The organism is Petropleomorpha daqingensis (assembly GCF_013408985.1).
Taxonomy (GTDB): domain Bacteria; phylum Actinomycetota; class Actinomycetes; order Mycobacteriales; family Geodermatophilaceae; genus Petropleomorpha; species Petropleomorpha daqingensis.
This window is the reverse complement of sequence record NZ_JACBZT010000001.1, coordinates 4906531-4925432: the sequence shown is the minus strand read 5'-3', so window position 1 is coordinate 4925432 and position 18902 is coordinate 4906531. Positions and strand designations below refer to the sequence as shown.

The window sequence follows — 18902 nt, the reverse complement described above, 5'->3', positions numbered from 1 at the left end:
GGGCTGGTCAGGCAGGGGAGAGCCTCACACCAGGCCGTTGCGGCGGGCGACCTCGCCGAGCCAGGCGAGGCTGGGCTTCGGCGTCCGGGCGAACGTCGTCCGGTCGACCGAGACGAGACCGAAGGTGGGCCGGTAGCCGAGCATCCACTCGAAGTTGTCCAGCAGGCTCCAGTGCACGTAGCCCCGGACGTCGGCGCCGCCCTCGATCGCGGCGGCCAGGCCGGTCAGCGCATCGGTGGTGAACCGGATCCGGTCCTCGTCGTCCGCGGTGGCGATGCCGTTCTCGGTGACCAGGATCGGCGTGTTGCCGCCGAGCACCTCGGCCGCCCGGGTGACCGCCGCGCCCAGCGCCTCCGGCCGGCGCTCCATGCCGTGGGCCAGCGTGTGCAGCTCCGGCGCCGGCGCGACCAGGCCGTCCGGGCCGAAGCGGGCGCAGGTGTAGATCTGCTGCCCGACCCAGTCGTCGCCGCGCGCCACCTCGAGGAACTGGTCCTCGAACGCCGCCCGCTCGGCGCGCATCACGTCCTCGCCGCCGTCCTCGGCGATGTTCTCCCGGCCGATCAGCGTCCAGCCCACCGGCGGGCGCACGCCGCGCAGCGCGTCGGTCATCCGGCCGTGCAGGCCGATGAGCGCGTCGGCGACCTCCTGGTCGGGGCGCGGCAGACCCTTGATCTCCTGACCGCTCATGGCCATCCGGGCCATCACCGGCTGGGTGGCCATGAGGTTGGGCTCGTTGATGGTGGCGACGTACGCGGCGTCGTCCAGGATCGGCGCGACGAACTCGGTGTAGCGGGCGATCCGGTCGCCGGTCTTGGCGCCGGTCCAGCCGCCGTCGTGCAGCAGCCAGCGCGGCTGGGTGAAGTGCACCAGCGTGACCAGCGGGTTCAGACCCCGCTCGCGGCAGCCGTCGACCATCCGCCGGTAGTGGTCCAGCGCGGCGCGGGAGAACTCGCCCTCCTCCGGCTCGATCCGGCTCCACTCGAGGCTGAACCGGTAGGTGTTGAGCCCGGCGCCGGCCACGAGGTCGAGGTCCTCGCGCCAGCGGTGGTAGGAGTCGCAGGCGTCGCCGCTGGGCTCGACGAACGGCGTGTGCGGCGCGTGCTCCATCTCCCAGTGGTCGTTGTTGACGTTGCCGCCCTCGACCTGGTGCGCGGCGGTCGCGGCACCCCAGAGGAAGCCGTCGGGGAACGTGGTGCTCATCGGTGCATCTCCTGGGGGACGTCGTCGGTGCCGCGGTAGCGGAGGTCGGAGAAGGTCACGGTGCCCTCGGCGGCGTAGACGCCGAGCACCCGGCCGGTGAAGGACTTGGCCACCTCGAAGGACCAGTAGCGGCCGTCGAACTCGGCGAGCACGCGGTTCCCGGCGACGAGCCGCACGGTGCCGCCGCCCGCGGCGGCCGGGACGAAGCCGGTCGGCGGCCGCTGCAGCTCGATCCGCAGCTCGACCTCACCGGGCGGCACCTCGGCGGACCAGCTGCGCTCGAATCCGGCGAGCGAGGCGCGGGCGGTGACGATGCCGTCCTCCGCCTCGATGGCGAACCAGTGGACCTCGTCGTGCCGGGCGGCCAGGCCGCCGCGGCCGGCCGAGGCGTCGACGCGGGCGGACAGGGTGGCGGTCATGTGCCGCTGCCGGCGGCCGAGGAACCAGGGGCGCGGGTCGTCGAGGTCGCTGCCGTCGCCGGTGATCACCAGGCTCCCCGCGCGCACGTCGGCGACCTCGACCGGGGTGCGGCGGACGGACAGCCACGCCGGGTCGTGCAGGTCGGGGGTGAGGACGACGTCCTCGTCGGGCGTGCCGGTCGGCGTCACCAGATCGGCGCGCGGCCAGCCGTCGACCCACTGCACCGGGGCGAGGAAGGTCTCGCGGCCCAGCGGTGAGAAGGCGTGCCCGAAGCCCACCGGGCGCACGCCGAGCAGCACCAGGGCGGTGCCGCCGTCCGGCGTCTCGACCAGGTCGGCGTGGCCGAGGTTCTGCACCTCGTTCTCGGTGCCGGAGGCGGTGATCACCGGGTTGGCCGGGTTGGTCTCCCACGGGCCTTCAGGCGATGGCCCCCGGGCGATGCTCACCGCGTGCCCGCGGTCGGTGCCGCCCTCGGCGATCAGGAGGTACCAGTGCTCGCCGTGGCGGTACAGGTGCGGGCCTTCGGGGGCGAACCGGCCGCTGCCCGCCCACAGCGGGCGGACCTCCTCGAGCGCCTCACCGGTGGCCAGGTCGACCGTGACCTGCCGGATCGGGTGCGGGAAGCCGGCGAAGGTGACGTATGCGGTGCCATCGTCGTCCCACGTCAGGTCGGGGTCGATGCCGTCGACGGCCGGGATCGGGGTGCCGTCGCTCCACGGCCCGGCCGGGTCGGTCGCGGTGAAGACGACGCAGCCCCGGCCGCCGAGGAACACCGTGACGATCACGTAGAAGACGCCGTCGCGGTGGCGGATGGTCGGCGCCCAGACCCCACCCGGCGTCGGCACGTGCTCGAGGCCCAGCTGCTCCGGCCGCGTGGCGACGTTGCCGATCTGCTCCCAGGTCCGCAGGTCGGTGCTGCGGTGGACCGGCAGACCGGGCAGGTACTCGAAGGACGACGTCACCAGGTAGTAGGTGCCGTCGACGAGGACGACGCTCGGGTCCGGGTTGAACCCCGGGAGGATCGGGTTCACCCGCGAACGACCTGCGCCATCAGGTCGAGCGCCCGCCCGACCGGCTCGATGTCGGGGCGGGTGTTGAGGAAGCCGTGCAGCATGCCGACGGCGGTCACCTGCCGGACGTCGACACCCGCCAGGGCGCACTGCGCGACGAAGGCCTCGCCGGAGGAGCGCAGGTCGTCGTACTCGGCGTTGATCACCAGCGTCGGGCACAGCCCCTCGAGGACGGCGTGCGCGCCGAAGGCGTACCCGTCGGCGGTCGACAGCGGGCCGCCGAGGTAGTTCTCGTTGAGCCACCGCATCTGCGGCGGGAAGAACCGCAGCAGGTTCGGCACCTCGGCCATCCGCGCGGCCAGGGACGCCGACGCCGGCGGGACGACCGCGTGCGCGACGGGGTAGATCGGCAGCAGCGCCGCCGGCGGCCGCCCGTCCTCGTCACGGAGCTTGAGGGCCACGCCGATCGACAGGTTGCCGCCCGCGCTGGCGCCGCCGAGCGAGATGCGCTCGGGGTCGACGCCGAGCTCGTTCGCGCCGTCCCGCACCCAGCGGTAGGCGGCGAGGACGTCGTCGTGGGGGACCGGGTAGTGGATCCCGTCCAGGCAGAGCCGGTAGTCGACGCTGACGACGACGGCGCCGGCGCGCTCGCAGATCTGCCGGGCGGTCCAGTCGGCCTCGGGCATCTCGAGGTCGCCGCCGACGAACGCGCCTCCGTGCACCCAGACCAGGGCGGGGCGGTCGCCGGTGTCGCCGGCGGGGAGGTAGACGCGGACCGGCACCGGTCCGTGGGGACCGGGGGCCGTCTCGTCCCGGGTCTCGACCTGGGGCGGCAGCGGGGCGCCGGTGATCGACATGAACTCGTCGAGCAACGCCTTCTGCGCCGGGTCGGCCATGGCCTCCTCGAACGAGGTGACGCCCTCGAGCAGGGAGAGCCTCTCGGCGATGCGCGGGTGGATCGGCACGGCGCGATGGTCACGGAATCCCCGTGCACCGTCCCAGGGGCGTGCCATTGAGCGGCACGGTGAAGTCAGGACGCCGAGGCAGAGGCCCCGATCGAGCGGCGGGCACCGAGGCCTCGGGAGATGGAGCGGGCCGCCGTCCGCACGGCCGGCCCGAGCAGTCGCGGCTCGGCGTTCTCGCGAGGGACCACCACCGACAGCGCCGCGACGGCCGTGTCGTCTGCCCCGAAGATCGGCGCGGCCACGCTCACCAGCGGCTGCGGCGCGCGGCGGCGGATGGTCACCAGGCCCTCGCGGCGGGCCTCGGCCAGGGTGCGGCGCAGCGCGGCGGGGGAGACGGCGACGTTCTCCGGCTGGTGCATGAGCGGCTGGGCGAGCATGTGCTCCTGGAAGGCCGACTCGGCGAAGGCGAGCAGCACCAGCCCGACGCCGGTGGAGTGCAGCGGTAGCCGCCCGCCGACCCGGTAGAGCACCGGCATCGCCTGGTGCGCCGAGAGCCGCTCGACCAGCAGCGCGTCCTCGCCGTCGCGGACGGCGAGCAGCACGTGCTGGCGGGTGACCTCTTCCAGGTCGCCCATGAACGGCAGGGCGACCTGCTTGAGCCCCTGGCTGCGCGGGGCGAGCGAGGCGACCTCCCACAGCCGCAGCCCGACGGTGAACCGCCCGTCCGTGCCGCGTTCGAGCGCGCCCCAGGCCTGCAGCCGCCCCGCCAGCCGCAGGGTCGAGCTGGTCGGGATGCCGCTGCGCCGGCTCAGTTCGCCCAGGGTCAGCGACCGGTGGCCGGCGTCGAAGGCGGCCAGGAGGGCGAACGCCCGGTCGACGACCGGGTCCCCCTGGGGAGGACGGCGACCGCGGACCCGGGACGGCGCAGGAGACGGCTCGGTCACGGTTCGGTCACCCCCTGTTCACGATGAGGCGGGGACCACAGTTGTTTTCCATTGAGCGGCATTGTGCCTGACGCCCTTGTGACGCCGACCGCATCGTTGCCACTCAAGTCGGGCCGCGCGCCTCGACCCGGCCGTCCGGCCCTCACACGACCCCTCCGTTTCAGGCGAAGGAGCCAGAACCGACATGAATCGATTCACGACCCGCACCGGCGTGGCGGTGACCGCGGCGCTCGCGCTCGGCTCGCTCGCCGCGTGCAGTGGGGGCAGCGGCGGCAGCAGCAGCCAGAGCGCCAGCGACACCGTGACCATCGCCCTGAACGCCGACGCCGCGCCGAACGGCTACGACGCGCTGCTCTACTCGCAGGGCCAGTACACGTTCTTCGGCGCCCTCTACGACGCGCTGTTCGTCACGGACAAGGACGGCAAGGCGCAGCCCGACCTGGTCAGCGACTTCTCCAACAGCGCCGACAACCTCACGACGACGCTGCACCTGAAGAGCGACATCACCTTCACCGACGGCAAGAAGCTCGACTCGAGCGTCGTCAAGGCCAACCTCGACCGGCGCAGCGACAGCGATCTGGTCGCCTACGGCTCGATCGCGCCCGGCGGCGCCAGCGAGATCACCGACGTCGCGGCGCCCGACGCGCAGACCGTCGTCATCACCTGGAAGTCCGCGCAGGCGACGCCGGAGAACAACCTGGCCGACACCGCGGGCATCATCGTGGGGCCCGACGGCATCGCGAACCCGGACTCGCTGCAGACCACGCCCGACGGCTCGGGCGCCTACGAGATCAACGACGGCAAGACCACCAAGGCCAGCACGTACACGCTGGACAAGCAGTCCGACGCCCACGACGCCGACCAGTGGTCCTACGACCACATCGTCTTCAAGGTCATCCTCGACGCGCAGTCGCTGGCCAACGCCGTCATCTCCGGCCAGGCCGACGTCGGCGGCACCCTCGACCCGAGCGTCATCGACCAGGTGAACTCGCGGCAGGCGACGGTCAAGGTCGGCGGCACGATCGTCGGCTTCCCGGTCTTCGACAAGACCGGCGCGACCAACCCGGCGTTCGGCGACCCGAACGTCCGGCTCGCGCTGCTGTACGCGATCGACGACGAGACGATCGTGAAGACGCTGCACCAGGGCTCCCAGGGCACCAAGCAGCTGTTCCCGGCCGACGCCCAGGGCTTCGATGCGACGCTGAACGACACCTACGCCTACGACCAGGCCAAGGCCAAGCAGCTGCTGGCCGACGCCGGCTACGCGAACGGCTTCTCGTTCGACATCACCATCGGCGGTCAGCCCACCGAGGACATGCTCGCGGTGCAGAAGCAGTGGTCGGAGATCGGCGTGACGATGAACATCGTGACGGCGACCTCGACGGACCAGATCTTCGCCGCGGCCGCGACCCAGCCGCTCGGGTTCGGGCCGTTCTCGATCGGCAGCAACCCGGCAGGCTTCGTGGCCGGCGTCGTCTACGGCGGCTTCATGAACCTGCAGAAGGCGACCAACCCGGACATCGAGCAGTCGCTCGGTGCCGCCCTCGGTGCCACCGGCGACGCCCAGAACCAGGCGCTGACCGCTCTCAACGCGGCGATCACCAACGACGGCTGGTACCTGCCGATCTACGAGGACTACACGTACTTCGGCTACAACACGAGCAAGGTGGCCGAGCCGGCCTTCGCCGGCACGAACAACTTCCTCGTGCTGTCCAGCATCACCCCGGCGAGCTGACGCTCCGTCGCTGATCGGCCGGTGGCCGCGGCACCGCCCGCGGCCACCGGCCCCGCACCCATCCCACTTCGGTACCGAGGGACCTTCAGATGCTCGCCTACGTCGCGAAGCGGCTGGCCCTGGCGGTCGGCACGGTGTTCGCCGCCGTCCTGATCACCTTCCTGCTGGTCCACGCCGGCGGCGGCAGCCCCGGCGCCGTCAAGGCGGGCCCGGGCGGCACCGCGGCCGAGATCGCTGCCTACAACCACCAGCTGGGCTGGGACCGCCCGCTCTGGGTCCAGTTCGGCGACACGCTGGGACAGCTCGTGCGCCTCGACTTCGGGACGTCGCTCATCGACGGCCGCGACCTGGGCGCCGACCTGTCGTCGCGGCTCCCCGTGACCGGCTCGATCGCGCTGCTGGCGACGCTGCTCTCCGGCGTCCTGGGCGTCCTGCTCGGCGTGACCGCCGCTGTCCGCGGCGGCCGGCTGGGCCGGTTCATCAACTCCGGCGCGGGCATCGCGCTCTCCCTCCCGGCCTTCTGGGTCGGTGTGCTGCTGGTCTACGTGCTCTCCATCCAGACCGGGTGGCTGCCGGCGACCGGCTACGTGAACGTCACCGACGACCCGGTCGGCTGGCTGCAGAGCCTGCTCATCCCGATCCTCACGCTGACCGTGGGCGGCGCGGCGATCATCGCCCGCACCGCCTCGGCCGGGATGCGGGAGGCGCTGGGGCAGGAGCACATCCGCACGCTGCGCGCCATGGGCACCCCGGCCTGGCGGATCCGCTACGTGCACGCGCTGCGCTTCGCCAGCGTCCCGGTGGTCTCGGTGCTCGGCATCCAGTTCATCGCGCTGTTCGGCGGCTCGGTGATCATCGAGAACCTGTTCGCGCTGCCCGGGCTCGGGCAGGCCGGCCAGGCCGCCGCCTCCTCGCACGACATCCCGGCGCTGATCAGCGTCGTCGTCGTCGCGACCGTGGTCGTCGTCGTCGTCAACCTGGTGCTCGACCTCGTGGTCGCCGCCCTGGACCCGAAGGTGCGCACCGCATGAGCGTGCTTCCTCTCGACGCGGCCGACCAGGTCGCGACGACCGAGCCCGTCCCGCCGACCCGGCGCCGCCGTGGCCTGCCCTACTTCCTCCGCCGGCCGGGCGGCGTGTTCGGCGCCGTCTGGCTGGTCTTCGTCCTGGTCGCCTCGCTGACCGCCGCGCTCTGGCGGCCCTACGCGGTCGACGAGCAGGACCTCGCCAACCGGCTCCAGGGACCGTCGAGCGCGCACCTGCTGGGCACCGACCCGCTCGGCCGCGACATCCTCAGCCGGATCTTCACCGCCGGCGCCCTGCCGCTGCTCTCGTCGCTGCTCATGCTGGTCGTGGCGTTCGGCATCGGTCTGCCGCTCGCGCTCATCGCCGCCGAGCGCGGCCGCCGGACCGAGCAGGTGATCAGCCGGCTCACCGAGATCCTCATGGCGCTGCCGCTGATCATCCTGCTGCTGGCGGTCATCGGGGTGATCGGCAACAAGCTCTACCCGGTCATGGCGATCCTCGGCGTGCTGATCTCCGCCGCCGTCTACCGCGTGATGCTCGGGGTCGCCCAGTCGGTGCGCCAGCGGCTCTACGTCGATGCCGCGCGGGTGAACGGGCTCGGCTCGCTGCGGGTCAACCTGATGCACGTGCTGCCGTCGATGGCCACGGTCGTCGCGGTGCAGGCCGCTCAGCTGTTCGGCATCGGCCTGCTGATCAACGCCGGCCTCGCGTTCCTGGGCTTCGGCCCGGCGGAGCCGAACCCCAGCTGGGGCTTCATGATCCAGGACGCCTCGAAGCACCTGTTCGACGATCCCTGGCTGATGGTGCCGACCGGTCTGATGCTCGCGATCACCGTCGTCGCGGCCAACGAGCTGGCCGACGCGATCGCGTCCAAGGGCAAGGCCGAGAAGCGGGGACGGCGGCGTCGTCCGCTGGCCCGCGCCGTCGCCGCAGCCACCACTTCTGCTCGGCTGGCCACCCCCGGCGCCGTCCTCGAGGTGCGCGACCTGACCATCTCCGTCGACGACGGCCCGGACCTGGTCACCGGAGTGGGCTTCGCGCTGCGGCCGGGCACCGTGCTCGGCCTGGTCGGCGAGTCCGGCTGCGGCAAGACGATGACGGCGCGGTCGCTCATGGGTCTGCTCCCGGACGGCGTCGCGATCTCCGGCGGCTCGATCCGCTGGACCGACCGCGAGCTGGTCGGGCTCTCCGAGACGCAGCTCAACGAGGTCCGCGGCCGGGAGATCGCGATGATCTCCCAGGAGCCGATGGTGGCGCTGGACCCGATGTTCTCGATCGCCTACCAGCTGATCCAGCCGATCAAGCGGTTCCGCAAGGTCTCGCGGCCGGTCGCCCGGCAGATCGCCGCCGAGCTCCTGCGCAGCGTCGGCATCGTCGACGCCGAGCGGGTGCTGAAGAGCTACCCGCACCAGCTCTCGGGTGGGATGGCGCAGCGCGTCTGCATCGCCCTGGCGCTGACCGGCGAGCCGAAGCTGCTCATCGCCGACGAGCCGACCACCGCCCTCGACGTGACCGTGCAGGCCGAGATCCTGTCGCTGCTGCGGTCGCTGGTGAAGGACACCGGCCTCTCGGTGGTCATCGTGTCCCACGACCTGGGCGTGGTCGCCGACCTGTGCGACGACGTCGCCGTCATGTATGCCGGCGAGGTCGTCGAGTCCGGCGCGGCCGCGGCCGTGCTGGACGACCCGTCGCACCCGTACACGATGGCGCTGCTGGGTGCGAACCCGCACGTGCCCGAGGGCGAGCCGGTGCCGCTGCGGCTGGCCTCGATCGCCGGAACCGTGCCGCCGCCCGGTTCGTGGCCGACCGGCTGCCGGTTCGCGACCCGCTGCCAGTTCGCCCAGGAGCAGTGCACCGTCCCGTTCGGATCGCTGCCCGCGCACGGCGACGGGTCGGTGCTGTGCATCCGCGTCGACGAGCTGGCCCGGGCGAACGTGGCCTGGGAGGTCGACGAGGTCGGCGCCGAGACCGCAGTCGAACCCGCCCCGACCGCTGGAGTGTCCTCATGACCGCCCCTGCTGACACCGTTCCCGCGTCGCAGACCACCACCCCGGCGCTCGAGGTCCGCGACCTCGTCGTCCGCTACGGCTCCGGCCGCAAGGCGCGCAACGCCCCGCCGGCCGTGGACGGCGTCAGCTTCGACATCGCGCCGGGGGAGACCCTCGGCCTGGTCGGCGAGTCCGGCTCGGGCAAGTCGACGATCGGCAAGGCCGTGCTCGGCCTGCAGCTGCCGTCGGCCGGCGCCGTGCGCGTGCACGGGCAGGACATCACCTCGATGTCGCTGAAGAAGCGCAGCACGCAGGTGGCCGACCTGCGGGTCGTGTTCCAGGACCCGTACTCCTCGCTCAACCCAGCGCGGACGATCGGCCAGACGCTGGTCGAGCCGCTGCGGCTGATGGGGATCAAGGGTTCCGAGGCTCTGCTGAAGGCCCGGAGCGGCCTCGAGTCCGTCGGTCTGCCGGGCGACGCGATCGACCGCTACCCGGCGCAGTTCTCCGGCGGTCAGCGGCAGCGGATCGCCATCGCGCGGGCGCTGGTGTGTGACCCGAAGGTCGTCGTCCTCGACGAGCCGGTGTCGGCGCTGGACCTGTCCACCCAGGCCCAGGTGCTCAACCTGCTCGCCGACCTGCGCGACCAGCGCGGGCTGTCGTTCCTGTTCATCGCGCACGACCTCGGCGTCGTGCGGTTCCTGTCGCAGCGCACCGTGGTGCTCTACCGCGGCCAGATCATGGAGACCGGCCCGGTCGAGGCGGTGAACTCCACGCCCCGGCACCCGTACACGGTGGCGCTGACCGCCGCCGCACCGGTGCCGCGACCGGCCGAGCAGGCCGCCCGCCGCGCCGCGCGCGAGGCCGCCGGCTTCGGGACCGCGGGCGCGGCGGCGCCGTCGGCGACCGGGTGCCCGTTCGTGCCCCGCTGCCCGCTGGCCACCGACGTCTGCGTGGAGCAGCGCCCGCCCCTGCGGCTGGTCGGGGACACCCGCACCGCCTGCCACCACGCCGAGCAGGTCCGCGCCCTCTAGCACCGTCCCCTCTTATGTGGTTTCGCGTGCTTAACCGCGCGCGGTTAAGCACGCGAAACCACCTCTCGTGAACTGGAGAACTGTGGCCTCGCACCTGGACGTCGATCTGGACGGACTGCTCGGCAAGCTGGATCTCGAGACGAAGGTGCGCCTGCTGTCCGGCGCCGGGGCCTGGACGCTCGAGGCGGTCCCGGAGATCGGTCTGCGCTCGATCACCGTCTCCGACGGCCCGGTCGGCGTTCGCGGCGGAACCGACACCGAGCTCGAGCCCTCCGCGGCGCTGCCGTCCGGATCGGGCATGGCGGCGAGCTGGGACGAGGACCTGCTGCGGCGGATCGGCGGGCTGCTGGCCGGCGAGGCCGTGCGCAAGGGCGTCGACGTCGTCCTCGGCCCGACGATCAACCTGCACCGGACGCCGCTCGGCGGGCGGCACTTCGAGTGCATGTCCGAGGACCCGCTGCTGTCCGGTCGGCTGGCCACCGCCTACGTGCGCGGCGTTCAGGAGCACGGGATCGGTGCCTGCCCCAAGCACTACGTGGCCAACGACGCCGAGACCGACCGGATGAGCGTCGACAACCGGGTCGACGAGCGCACGCTGCGCGAGCTGTACCTCGCGCCGTTCGAGCAGGTGGTCGAGGACGCCGACCCGTGGATGGTCATGGCGGCCTACAACGGCGTCAACGGTGCGCCGTTGACCGAGAACGACCTGCTCACCGAGCCGCTCAAGGGGGAGTGGGGCTTCGACGGCGTCGTCGTCTCCGACTGGGGCGCCACGTATCACGGCGAGCCCGCTGCCCGTGCCGCTCTCGACCTGACCATGCCCGGCCCCGAGCCGCAGTGGCGCGAGCCGCTCGTCGAGGCGGTGCGCGCCGGCCGGGTGCCGGAGGCGGCGATCGACGCCAAGGTCCGCCGGCTACTCCTGCTGGCCGCCCGTACCGGTGCGCTGGAGGGCTTCGAGACGACGAAGCCGGAGACCGGCCGGATCGAGGACGCCGCCCCGCTCGCCCGGGAGGCCGCCGCCTCGGCCGCCGTCCTGCTGCGCAACGACGGCGTGCTGCCGCTCGCGGCGGACACGCTGCACAAGGTCGCCGTGCTCGGCCCCGGCGCCAAGGACGCCCGCGCGCTCGGCGGCGGGTCGGCCAGCGTTCCGCTGCCGTACGTCGTCACCCCGTTCGCCGGCCTCCGCGACGCCCTCGCCGGGCGGGCAGAGGTGGTCACCGCCGTCGGCACCCTGCTGTCGGACAAGCTGCGCCCGGTGCGGGCCGACGAGCTGACCGGGCCCGTGCTGCTCCGCTGGGTGGACGCCGAGGGGACGACGCTCGCCGAGCAGGCGGTCGGCACCGCGATGATCATCCGGCTGCTGCACGACGTCCCCGAGGGCGCCGCAGGCCTGGAGATCCGCACCGCGTTCACGCCCGACGAGGACGGTGAGTGGCGGGTCGGCGTGGCCGGCCCCGGCCGCTGCGCCCTCGAGCTCGACGGCGTCCCGGTGCTGGACGAGACCGTCGAGCCCGCGGAGTTCGACATCCACCAGGTGTTCGCCCAGCCGCCGCAGCACGCCACCTCGCGGGAGCTGCGTGCCGGGCGGCGGGTCGACGTGGTGCTCCGCTACCGCTGGCCGGCGAACGGCTTCATCTTCCGGGTCGGCCTGGTGGTGGGCCCGCCGGTCGCCGGCCCGGACGAGGAGCTGGCCCGCGCCGTCGAGCTCGCCCGCAGCAGTGACGTCGCCGTCGTCGTGGTCGGCACCAGCGAGGACGTCGAGAGCGAAGGATTCGACCGGACGTCGCTGGCGCTGCCCGGCCGGCAGGACGAGCTGGTCCGTGCCGTCGCCGCGGTCAACCCGCGCACCGTTGTCGTGGTCAACGCCGGAGCCCCGGTCGAGCTGCCGTGGCGCGACGAGGTCGCGGCGGTGCTGGTGAGCTGGTTCCCGGGGATGGAGTTCGGCAACGCCCTGGCCGACGTGCTGCTCGGCGTGGTCGAGCCCGGCGGCCGGCTGCCCACCACCTGGCCGACCGCGCTGGCCGCCGCCCCGGTCACCACGACCACCCCGACCGAGGGCCGGCTCGAGTACACCGAGGGCCTGCACATCGGCCACCGCGCCTACCTGCGCGACGGCGCAACGCCGGCGTTCTGGTTCGGCCACGGCCTCGGCTACACCACCTGGGAATGGCAGTCGATCGAGGCCGACGCCACCACGGCCACCGTCCGGGTGAAGAACACCGGCGACCGCCGCGGCAAGCAGGTCGTGCAGGTCTACGCGTCCCGACCCGGCTCGGCGGTCGAGCGGCCGGTGCAGTGGCTGGCCGGATTCGCCGTCGTCACGGCCGACGCCGGCGAGACCGTCGACGTCCCGGTCGAGATCGCCACCCGCACCATGCGGCACTGGACGGACGACGGCTGGGCCGTCGAGCGCGGCCCGTTCGTCCTCTCGTCCGGCCCGTCAGCCGGCGAGCTGCCCGTCTCGACGACGTTCGAAGGAGAACAGGCGTGAGCACAGCGCCGTCCGGCCTGCGGGTCGAGCACCTCGACACCGCCCTCGGCATCCGGACGACGGCCCCGCGCCTGTCGTGGCGGCTGCCCGACGGCGCCGCCGAGCAGACCGCCTACCGGATCACCGCCGACAACGGCTGGGACTCCGGCTGGGTCGACAGCGACCAGAGCGTCCTCGTGGCCTACGCCGGGCCGCCGCTGACGTCGTCCGAGCGGGTCGAGTGGCGGGTGCAGGTGCGCACCGACCTCGGCGAGAGCCCGGTCTCCGAGCCGTGCTGGTTCGAGACCGGTCTGCTCTGGACCGACGACTGGCGCGCCTCCTGGGTCGAGCCCGGCACCATGCCCGAGGGCGCGAAGGGCTCCCGGCCGGCCGCGCTGCTGCGCTTCGAGTTCGACGTCGACCGCCCGGTCGTGGCCGCCCGGCTGCACGCCACCGCGCAGGGGCTCTACGAGGCGTTCCTCAACGCCGAGCGGGTCGGCGACGCCGAGCTGACCCCGGGCTACACGCAGTACGACGCCCGCCTGCAGGTGCAGGCGTTCGACGTCACCGCCTCGGTCCGCGAGGGCCGCAACGCGCTCGGGGTGGTCCTCGCCGACGGGTGGTTCCGCGGGCAGGTCGGGATCACGCGGGCAGACGAGCAGTGGGGGAGCCGGCTCGCCGTGCTCGCCCAGCTGCACCTGGTGCACGCCGACGGCGAGGTCACCGTCGTCGGCACCGGCCCCGGCTGGCGCAGCGGGTTCGGCCACGTCGTCGCCGCCGACCTCATCGAGGGGGAGCGCTGGGACCTGACCCGGCTGCCGCGCGGGTGGGACGCCCCCGGCTTCGACGACGCGAGCTGGGACGACGTCGCCGTCGTCGAGCACGGCTACGCCGGCCTGGTCGACTCGCCGGCGCCGCCGGTGCGCCGGGTCGAGGAGCTCGTCCCGCGCTCGGTCACGCAGCTGCCGGGCGGTGCGTTCCTCGTCGACCTCGGCCAGAACATCAACGGCTGGATCCGGCTCGTCGACCTCGGGCCGGCCGGGACCACGATCACGCTGACCCACGGCGAGTGGCTCGGCCCGGACGGCGACCTCACCGTCGCCAACCTCGAGCCGGACCTGCCGTTCCTGCCGCACCCGCTCGCGGCCGGCCAGGTCGACTCGGTCGTCTCCGCCGGGGTGCCCGGCGACGTCTTCGAGCCCCGCCGGACGACGCACGGCTTCCAGTACGTGCGCATCGAGGGGCACCCCGGTCCGCTGACCGCCGACGACGTCCGCGGCGTCGTCGTGCACACCGACATGCGCCGCACCGGCTGGTTCTCCTCCAGCGACGAGCGGCTCGACCGCTTCCACGAGGCCGCCGTCTGGAGCTTCCGCGACAACGCCTGCGACCTCCCCACCGACTGCCCGCACCGCGAGCGGCACGGCTGGACCGGCGACTGGCAGCTCTACGTCCCGACCGCGGCGTTCCTCTACGACGTCGCCGGGCTGTCCACCAAGTGGCTGCGCGACGTCGCCGCCGACCAGTGGCCCGACGGCACGATCGCCAACGTCAGCCCGAGCCCGCGCCACGAGGGGCGAGAAGGGCCGATCGCCTTCCTGAACGGCTCGGCCGGCTGGGGCGACGCCGCGGTGATCGTGCCGTGGCAGCTCTACCGTGCCTACGGCGACGTGCAGATCCTCGACGAGCTGTGGCCGACGATGGTCCGCTGGCTCGACCGCGCCGAGCGGATGGCGCGCGAACAGCGGCACCCGGCCCGCGCCGAGCGCCGTCCCGACCCGGCCCCGCACGAGCAGTTCCTGTGGGACAGCGGCTTCCACTGGGGCGAGTGGCTCGTGCCCGGGGAGGCCCCGAACGCCGACTTCCAGGCGTTCGTGCAGTCCGACGAGGGCGACGTCGCCACCGCGTACTTCGCGCACAGCGCCGGTCTCATGGCCCGGATCGCCCGGCTGCTCGGCAGGGACGACGACGCCGCGCGGTACGCGCTGCTCGCCGAGGACGTCCGGACGGCGTGGCAGGCGGAGTACCTCGACGCCGACGGCACGCTGACCCCGGACACCCAGGCCAACCACGTCCGCGCGCTGGCCTTCGACCTGGTGCCGGCCGAGCTGCGGCCGACCGTCGCCGAGCGGCTGGTCGAGCTGATCCGCAAGGCCGACACCCACCTGGGCACCGGCTTCCTCGCCACGCCGGACCTGCTGCCGGTGCTCGCCGACACCGGTCACCTCGACGTCGCCTACGAGCTGCTGCTCACCGACACCGAGCCCGGCTGGCTGGTCATGGTCGACCGCGGGGCCACGACCGTGTGGGAGCACTGGAACGGGGTGGACGCCGACGGCGTGCCGCACGACTCGCTCAACCACTACTCCAAGGGCGCGGTCATCTCGTTCCTGCACCGTCACACCGCCGGGATCCAACCGGTCGAGCCCGCCTACCGCCGCTTCCGCGTCGCCCCCCGCCCCGGCGGCGGGCTGACCCGCGCCGAGGCCGCCCACGAGTCGCCCTACGGGCGGGTCGAGTCCGCCTGGCGGATCGAGGACGACGTCCTGCACCTGCGCGTCGTCGTCCCCGCCGGCACGTCGGCCGAGGTCGTCCTGCCCAGCGGCACCACCGTCGCCGCCGGTCCCGGCACGCACACCTTCGAGGAGAGCGCATGACCGAGTGGGCCGGCCCCGCCCGCTACCTGCCGCCGCACGAGCCGACGACGCGGGACGACGGCGCGCTGCACTACAGCGGCCTGACCTACGCCGTCGCCTTCGGCTACCGCCCGCTGCAGCTGGACCTCTGGGTGCCGGCCGGTGACCGACCCGCGCCGCTGGTGGTGTGGGTGCACGGCGGCGGGTTCATGTTCGGCGACCGGCGGATCCTGCCCGAGACGTTCCGGCCGAACCAGGTGTTCGACGCGCTGCTCGACGCCGGCCTCGCGGTCGCCACCATCGACTACCGGCACGCGCTGGAGGCGCCGTTCCCGGCGCAGTTGCAGGACGCGAAGGCGGCGGTCCGCTACCTGCGGGAGTTCGCCGACCGGCTCGGCATCTCCACCGAGAAGATCGGCGCGATCGGCGAGTCCGCCGGCGGTCACATCGTCGCCGCGCTCGGGCTCACCGCGCACCGCGCCGACCTCGAGGGCACGCACGGCGTCGTCGGCCCGTCGTCCGCGGTGGACGCCGTCGTCGACTGGTACGGCGTGGCCGACCTGTCGGCCATGCCCCGTCAGGCGCCCCCACCGCACATCGCGGAGAAGCTCCCGCCGGAGCTGCTGGTCGCTCCCGAAGACCAGCTCACCCGGGGGCTGGAGGGTGCCGCCCTGGCCGACGCCAGCCCGATCACCCACGTCACCCCCGACGCGCCGCCGTTCCTGCTGGTGCACGGCACCGCCGACTTCCTGGTGCCCTTCTCCCAGAGCGAGGCGCTGGCCGCCGCGCTCACCGCTGCGGGAGTCGAGGCCCGGCTCGTGCCGGTCGAGGGCGCCGCCCACATCTTCGACGGTCACGACGACATCGACGGTCTCGTGCAGCTCTCCGTCGCCTACCTTCAGGAGGCCCTCCGATGAGCCACGTTCAGGTCGCCCCGGTCACGTTCGAGCACCACCGCAAGGCGCTCGGCATCGGGGAATCGACCCCGCGCCTGTCGTGGGTCGTGCGGACCGAGCTGCCGGACTGGCGGCAGGCGGCGTACGAGCTCGAGATCGGCGAGTGGTCCTCCGGCCGGGTCGACTCGGCCGGGTCGGTGCTGGTCGCCTGGGACGCCCCGCCGCTGGTCAGCCGGGAGCGGCGCAGCGTGCGGGTGCGCGTCTGGGGCGAGGCGGCGGCCGAGCCGTCGGCGTGGAGCGAGGTCGCGGTCGTCGAGGCCGGACTGCTGTCACCGGGGGACTGGACGGCGCAGCTCGCGCGGCCGGCGCTGCCCGACGACGAGGAGGAGCCGGTCGTCCTGCTCCGCCGCGAGTTCACCCTCGACAAGCCCGTCGCCCGCGCCCGCCTCTACGCGACCGCGCAGGGCGTGTACGAGGCCGAGCTCAACGGCAGCCGCGTCGGCGACCACGTGCTCGCGCCGGGCTGGACCAGCTACTCCCACCGGCTGCGCTACCAGACCTACGACGTCACCGACCTGCTCACCGAGGGAGTCAACGCGCTCGGCGCGCAGCTGGCCGACGGCTGGTTCCGCGGCTACATCGGGTTCACCGGCGGGCGCGCCTACTACGGCGAGCGCACCGGCCTGTTCGCCCAATTGGAGGTCGAGCACCCCGACGGCAGCCGGACGACGGTGACCACGGACGGCGAGTGGCGCTCGACCGCTGCCCCCACCACCCGGGCCGGGATCTACAGCGGCGAGACCTTCGACGCCCGCCGCGAGCTGCCCGGCTGGTCGTCGCCCGGCCTCGACGACGCCGCGTGGATGCCTGTCGAGCTCGGCTCGCTCGACGTGGGCACGCTGGTCGCTCCCGACGGCCCGCCGGTGCGCCGCACCCAGGTCGTGCCGGCGCAGGCGGTCACCCGCTCGCCGTCGGGCAGGGTGCTCGTCGACTTCGGGCAGAACCTGGTCGGCCGCATCCGCTTCGCGCTGCCCGACGCCCCCGCCGGCACGGAGATCACCGTCCGGCACGCCGAGGTGCTCGAGCACGGCGAGCTCGGCACCCGTCCGCTGCGCAAGGCCCGCGCCACCGATGTCGTCGTCCTCGACGGCACCGGGCCGCGGGAGTGGGAGCCGCGGTTCACCTTCCACGGCTTCCGCTACGCCGAGGTCGAGGGCTGGCCGGGGGAGCTGACGACGGCGGACCTGGAGGCGGTCGTCGTCCACACCGACCTGCGCCCGACCGGCACCTTCACCTGCTCCGACCCCGACGTGACCAAGCTCCACGAGAACGTCGTGTGGGGCATGCGCGGCAACTTCGTCGACGTCCCGACCGACTGCCCGCAGCGCGACGAGCGGCTGGGCTGGACCGGTGACCTGGAGGCGTTCGTCCCGACGGCTGCCTACCTCTACGACACCGCGGGCATGCTGCGCGGCTGGCTGGCCGACCTCGCCGTCGAGCAGCTGGAGGACTTCGACGGCATCCCGCCGCTGTACGTGCCGTTCCTGAAGCTGCTGCCGTTCCCGGTCTCGGCCGAGGCCGGCTGGGGGGATGCCGCGGTCGTCGTCCCGTGGACGCTGTACGAGCGGCACGGGGACGCGCAGCTGCTGGCCGACCAGTGGCCGTCGATGACCGCGTGGCTCGACGCGTTCACGTCCGCGGCAGGGCCGGACCTGGACTTCGCCGGGGTGCCGTTCATGCTCGGCGACTGGCTCGACCCGATCGCGCCGCCGGACGCGCCCGGGGCCGCGCGCACGCCATGGCCGCTGGTGGCCACCGCCTACCTGGCGCGCAGCGCCCGGATCATGGCGCGGGCCGCGGCGGTGCTCGGCCGCGACGGCGGTGAGTACGCCGCGCTCGCGGAGCGGGTCGCCGAGCGCTTCCGCGCCGAGTACGTGACCGCACACGGACGCGTCGCCTACCCGGCGCAGACGGCGTACGCGCTGGCGCTGGAGTGCGACCTGCTGCTGCCCGAGCAGCGCGCCCACGCGGGCCGGCTGCTGGCCGAGCAGGTGGCGGCCGACGGCTGGCACATCGCCACCGGCTTCCTCGGCACGCCGTTCGTCGCCGACGCGCTGGTGAACGCCGGCGCGGTGGCCGGCGCCTACGAGCTGCTGCTGCAGCGGGAGAACCCATCGTGGCTCTACCCGGTGACCATGGGCGCGACGACGGTCTGGGAGCGCTGGGACTCCATGCTCCCGGACGGGTCGATCAACCCCGGCGAGATGACCTCGTTCAACCACTACGCCTACGGCGCGGTGGCCGACTGGCTGCACCGGACCGTCGCCGGCCTCGCGCCCGCGGGGCCGGGCTACCGGACGCTGCGCGTCGCCCCGCGTCCCGGCCCGGGCATCACGTCGGCGGCGACCACGCACGAGACGCCGTACGGGACGGCGTCGGTGTCCTGGACGCTGGAGGGCTCGGCGTTCGCGCTCGACCTGGTCGTGCCGGCCAACTCGACGGCCCAGGTGGCGCTGCCCGACGGCAGCGAGGCGTTCGAGGTCGGCTCGGGCCGGCACCGCTTCGAGCGGACCGTCACCCCCGTTGCGCCCGTCGAGAAGCCGCAGGGCTTCAACTGGCACCCGGACGAGGACTGAGCC

General features: G+C 73.5%; 12 protein-coding genes. 8 read left to right on the top strand and 4 right to left on the bottom strand.

The window, feature by feature from the left end:
* Nucleotides 1-24 precede the first annotated feature (24 nt).
* The 4 genes from GGQ55_RS24235 to GGQ55_RS28645 form a co-directional block, all read right to left on the bottom strand.
* Nucleotides 25-1200 (bottom strand): glycoside hydrolase family 1 protein, encoded by a 1176-nt coding sequence (locus tag GGQ55_RS24235; protein ID WP_179721217.1) that lies wholly within the window; start codon nt 1198-1200, stop codon nt 25-27.
* On the bottom strand, nt 1197-2651 hold the full coding sequence (locus tag GGQ55_RS28650; RefSeq protein WP_179721215.1) for a glycoside hydrolase family 43 protein: 1455 nt from the start codon (nt 2649-2651) through the stop codon (nt 1197-1199). Before GGQ55_RS28650 ends, GGQ55_RS24235 begins: the two co-directional genes overlap by 4 nt.
* Entirely contained in the window at nt 2648-3595 is a 948-nt protein-coding gene (locus GGQ55_RS24225) for an alpha/beta hydrolase (protein ID WP_179721213.1), read from the bottom strand. The genes GGQ55_RS28650 and GGQ55_RS24225 overlap by 4 nt, the downstream gene beginning before the upstream one ends.
* 65 nt (nt 3596-3660) lie before the next feature.
* Nucleotides 3661-4479, bottom strand: a complete 819-nt coding sequence (locus GGQ55_RS28645; RefSeq protein ID WP_179721211.1) for an IclR family transcriptional regulator — start codon at nt 4477-4479, stop codon at nt 3661-3663.
* A 184-nt stretch (nt 4480-4663) separates the two neighbouring features.
* Here GGQ55_RS28645 and GGQ55_RS24215 point away from each other — a divergent pair, with 184 nt between their 5' ends.
* The 8 genes from GGQ55_RS24215 (at nt 4664) to GGQ55_RS24180 (ending at nt 18899) form a co-directional block, all read left to right on the top strand.
* A complete protein-coding gene (locus GGQ55_RS24215) occupies nt 4664-6214 on the top strand; it encodes an ABC transporter substrate-binding protein (RefSeq protein ID WP_179721209.1) in 1551 nt (516 codons plus the stop codon).
* An 89-nt stretch (nt 6215-6303) separates the two neighbouring features.
* On the top strand, nt 6304-7245 hold the full coding sequence (locus GGQ55_RS24210; protein WP_179721207.1) for an ABC transporter permease: 942 nt from the start codon (nt 6304-6306) through the stop codon (nt 7243-7245).
* A complete protein-coding gene (locus GGQ55_RS24205) occupies nt 7242-9248 on the top strand; it encodes a dipeptide/oligopeptide/nickel ABC transporter permease/ATP-binding protein (protein ID WP_179721205.1) in 2007 nt (668 codons plus the stop codon). The genes GGQ55_RS24210 and GGQ55_RS24205 overlap by 4 nt, the downstream gene beginning before the upstream one ends.
* Nucleotides 9245-10261, top strand: coding sequence for an oligopeptide/dipeptide ABC transporter ATP-binding protein (locus GGQ55_RS24200; RefSeq protein ID WP_179721203.1), 1017 nt, complete (start codon nt 9245-9247; stop codon nt 10259-10261). The genes GGQ55_RS24205 and GGQ55_RS24200 overlap by 4 nt, the downstream gene beginning before the upstream one ends.
* 82 nt (nt 10262-10343) lie before the next feature.
* On the top strand, nt 10344-12752 hold the full coding sequence (locus tag GGQ55_RS24195) for a glycoside hydrolase family 3 C-terminal domain-containing protein (protein ID WP_218859426.1): 2409 nt from the start codon (nt 10344-10346) through the stop codon (nt 12750-12752).
* Nucleotides 12749-15388 (top strand): family 78 glycoside hydrolase catalytic domain, encoded by a 2640-nt coding sequence (locus tag GGQ55_RS24190; RefSeq protein ID WP_179721201.1) that lies wholly within the window; start codon nt 12749-12751, stop codon nt 15386-15388. The genes GGQ55_RS24195 and GGQ55_RS24190 overlap by 4 nt, the downstream gene beginning before the upstream one ends.
* Nucleotides 15385-16284: an alpha/beta hydrolase gene (locus GGQ55_RS24185; protein ID WP_179721199.1), complete on the top strand. Its 900-nt coding sequence runs from the start codon at nt 15385-15387 to the stop codon at nt 16282-16284. Before GGQ55_RS24190 ends, GGQ55_RS24185 begins: the two co-directional genes overlap by 4 nt.
* Nucleotides 16281-18899 carry a glycoside hydrolase family 78 protein gene (locus GGQ55_RS24180; protein ID WP_179721198.1) on the top strand — a complete coding sequence of 873 codons (2619 nt, stop codon included), beginning with the start codon at nt 16281-16283 and terminating at the stop codon, nt 18897-18899. Before GGQ55_RS24185 ends, GGQ55_RS24180 begins: the two co-directional genes overlap by 4 nt.
* Nucleotides 18900-18902: the final 3 nt, after the last annotated feature.

Coding starts and splice junctions, on each gene's coding strand:
- GGQ55_RS24235 (WP_179721217.1), bottom strand. CDS start 1,200: ATGAGCACCACGTTCCCCGACGGCTTCCTCTGGGGTGCCGCGACCGCC.
- GGQ55_RS24215 (WP_179721209.1), top strand. CDS start 4,664: ATGAATCGATTCACGACCCGCACCGGCGTGGCGGTGACCGCGGCGCTC.
- GGQ55_RS24210 (WP_179721207.1), top strand. CDS start 6,304: ATGCTCGCCTACGTCGCGAAGCGGCTGGCCCTGGCGGTCGGCACGGTG.
- GGQ55_RS24205 (WP_179721205.1), top strand. CDS start 7,242: ATGAGCGTGCTTCCTCTCGACGCGGCCGACCAGGTCGCGACGACCGAG.
- GGQ55_RS24200 (WP_179721203.1), top strand. CDS start 9,245: ATGACCGCCCCTGCTGACACCGTTCCCGCGTCGCAGACCACCACCCCG.
- GGQ55_RS24185 (WP_179721199.1), top strand. CDS start 15,385: ATGACCGAGTGGGCCGGCCCCGCCCGCTACCTGCCGCCGCACGAGCCG.
- GGQ55_RS24180 (WP_179721198.1), top strand. CDS start 16,281: ATGAGCCACGTTCAGGTCGCCCCGGTCACGTTCGAGCACCACCGCAAG.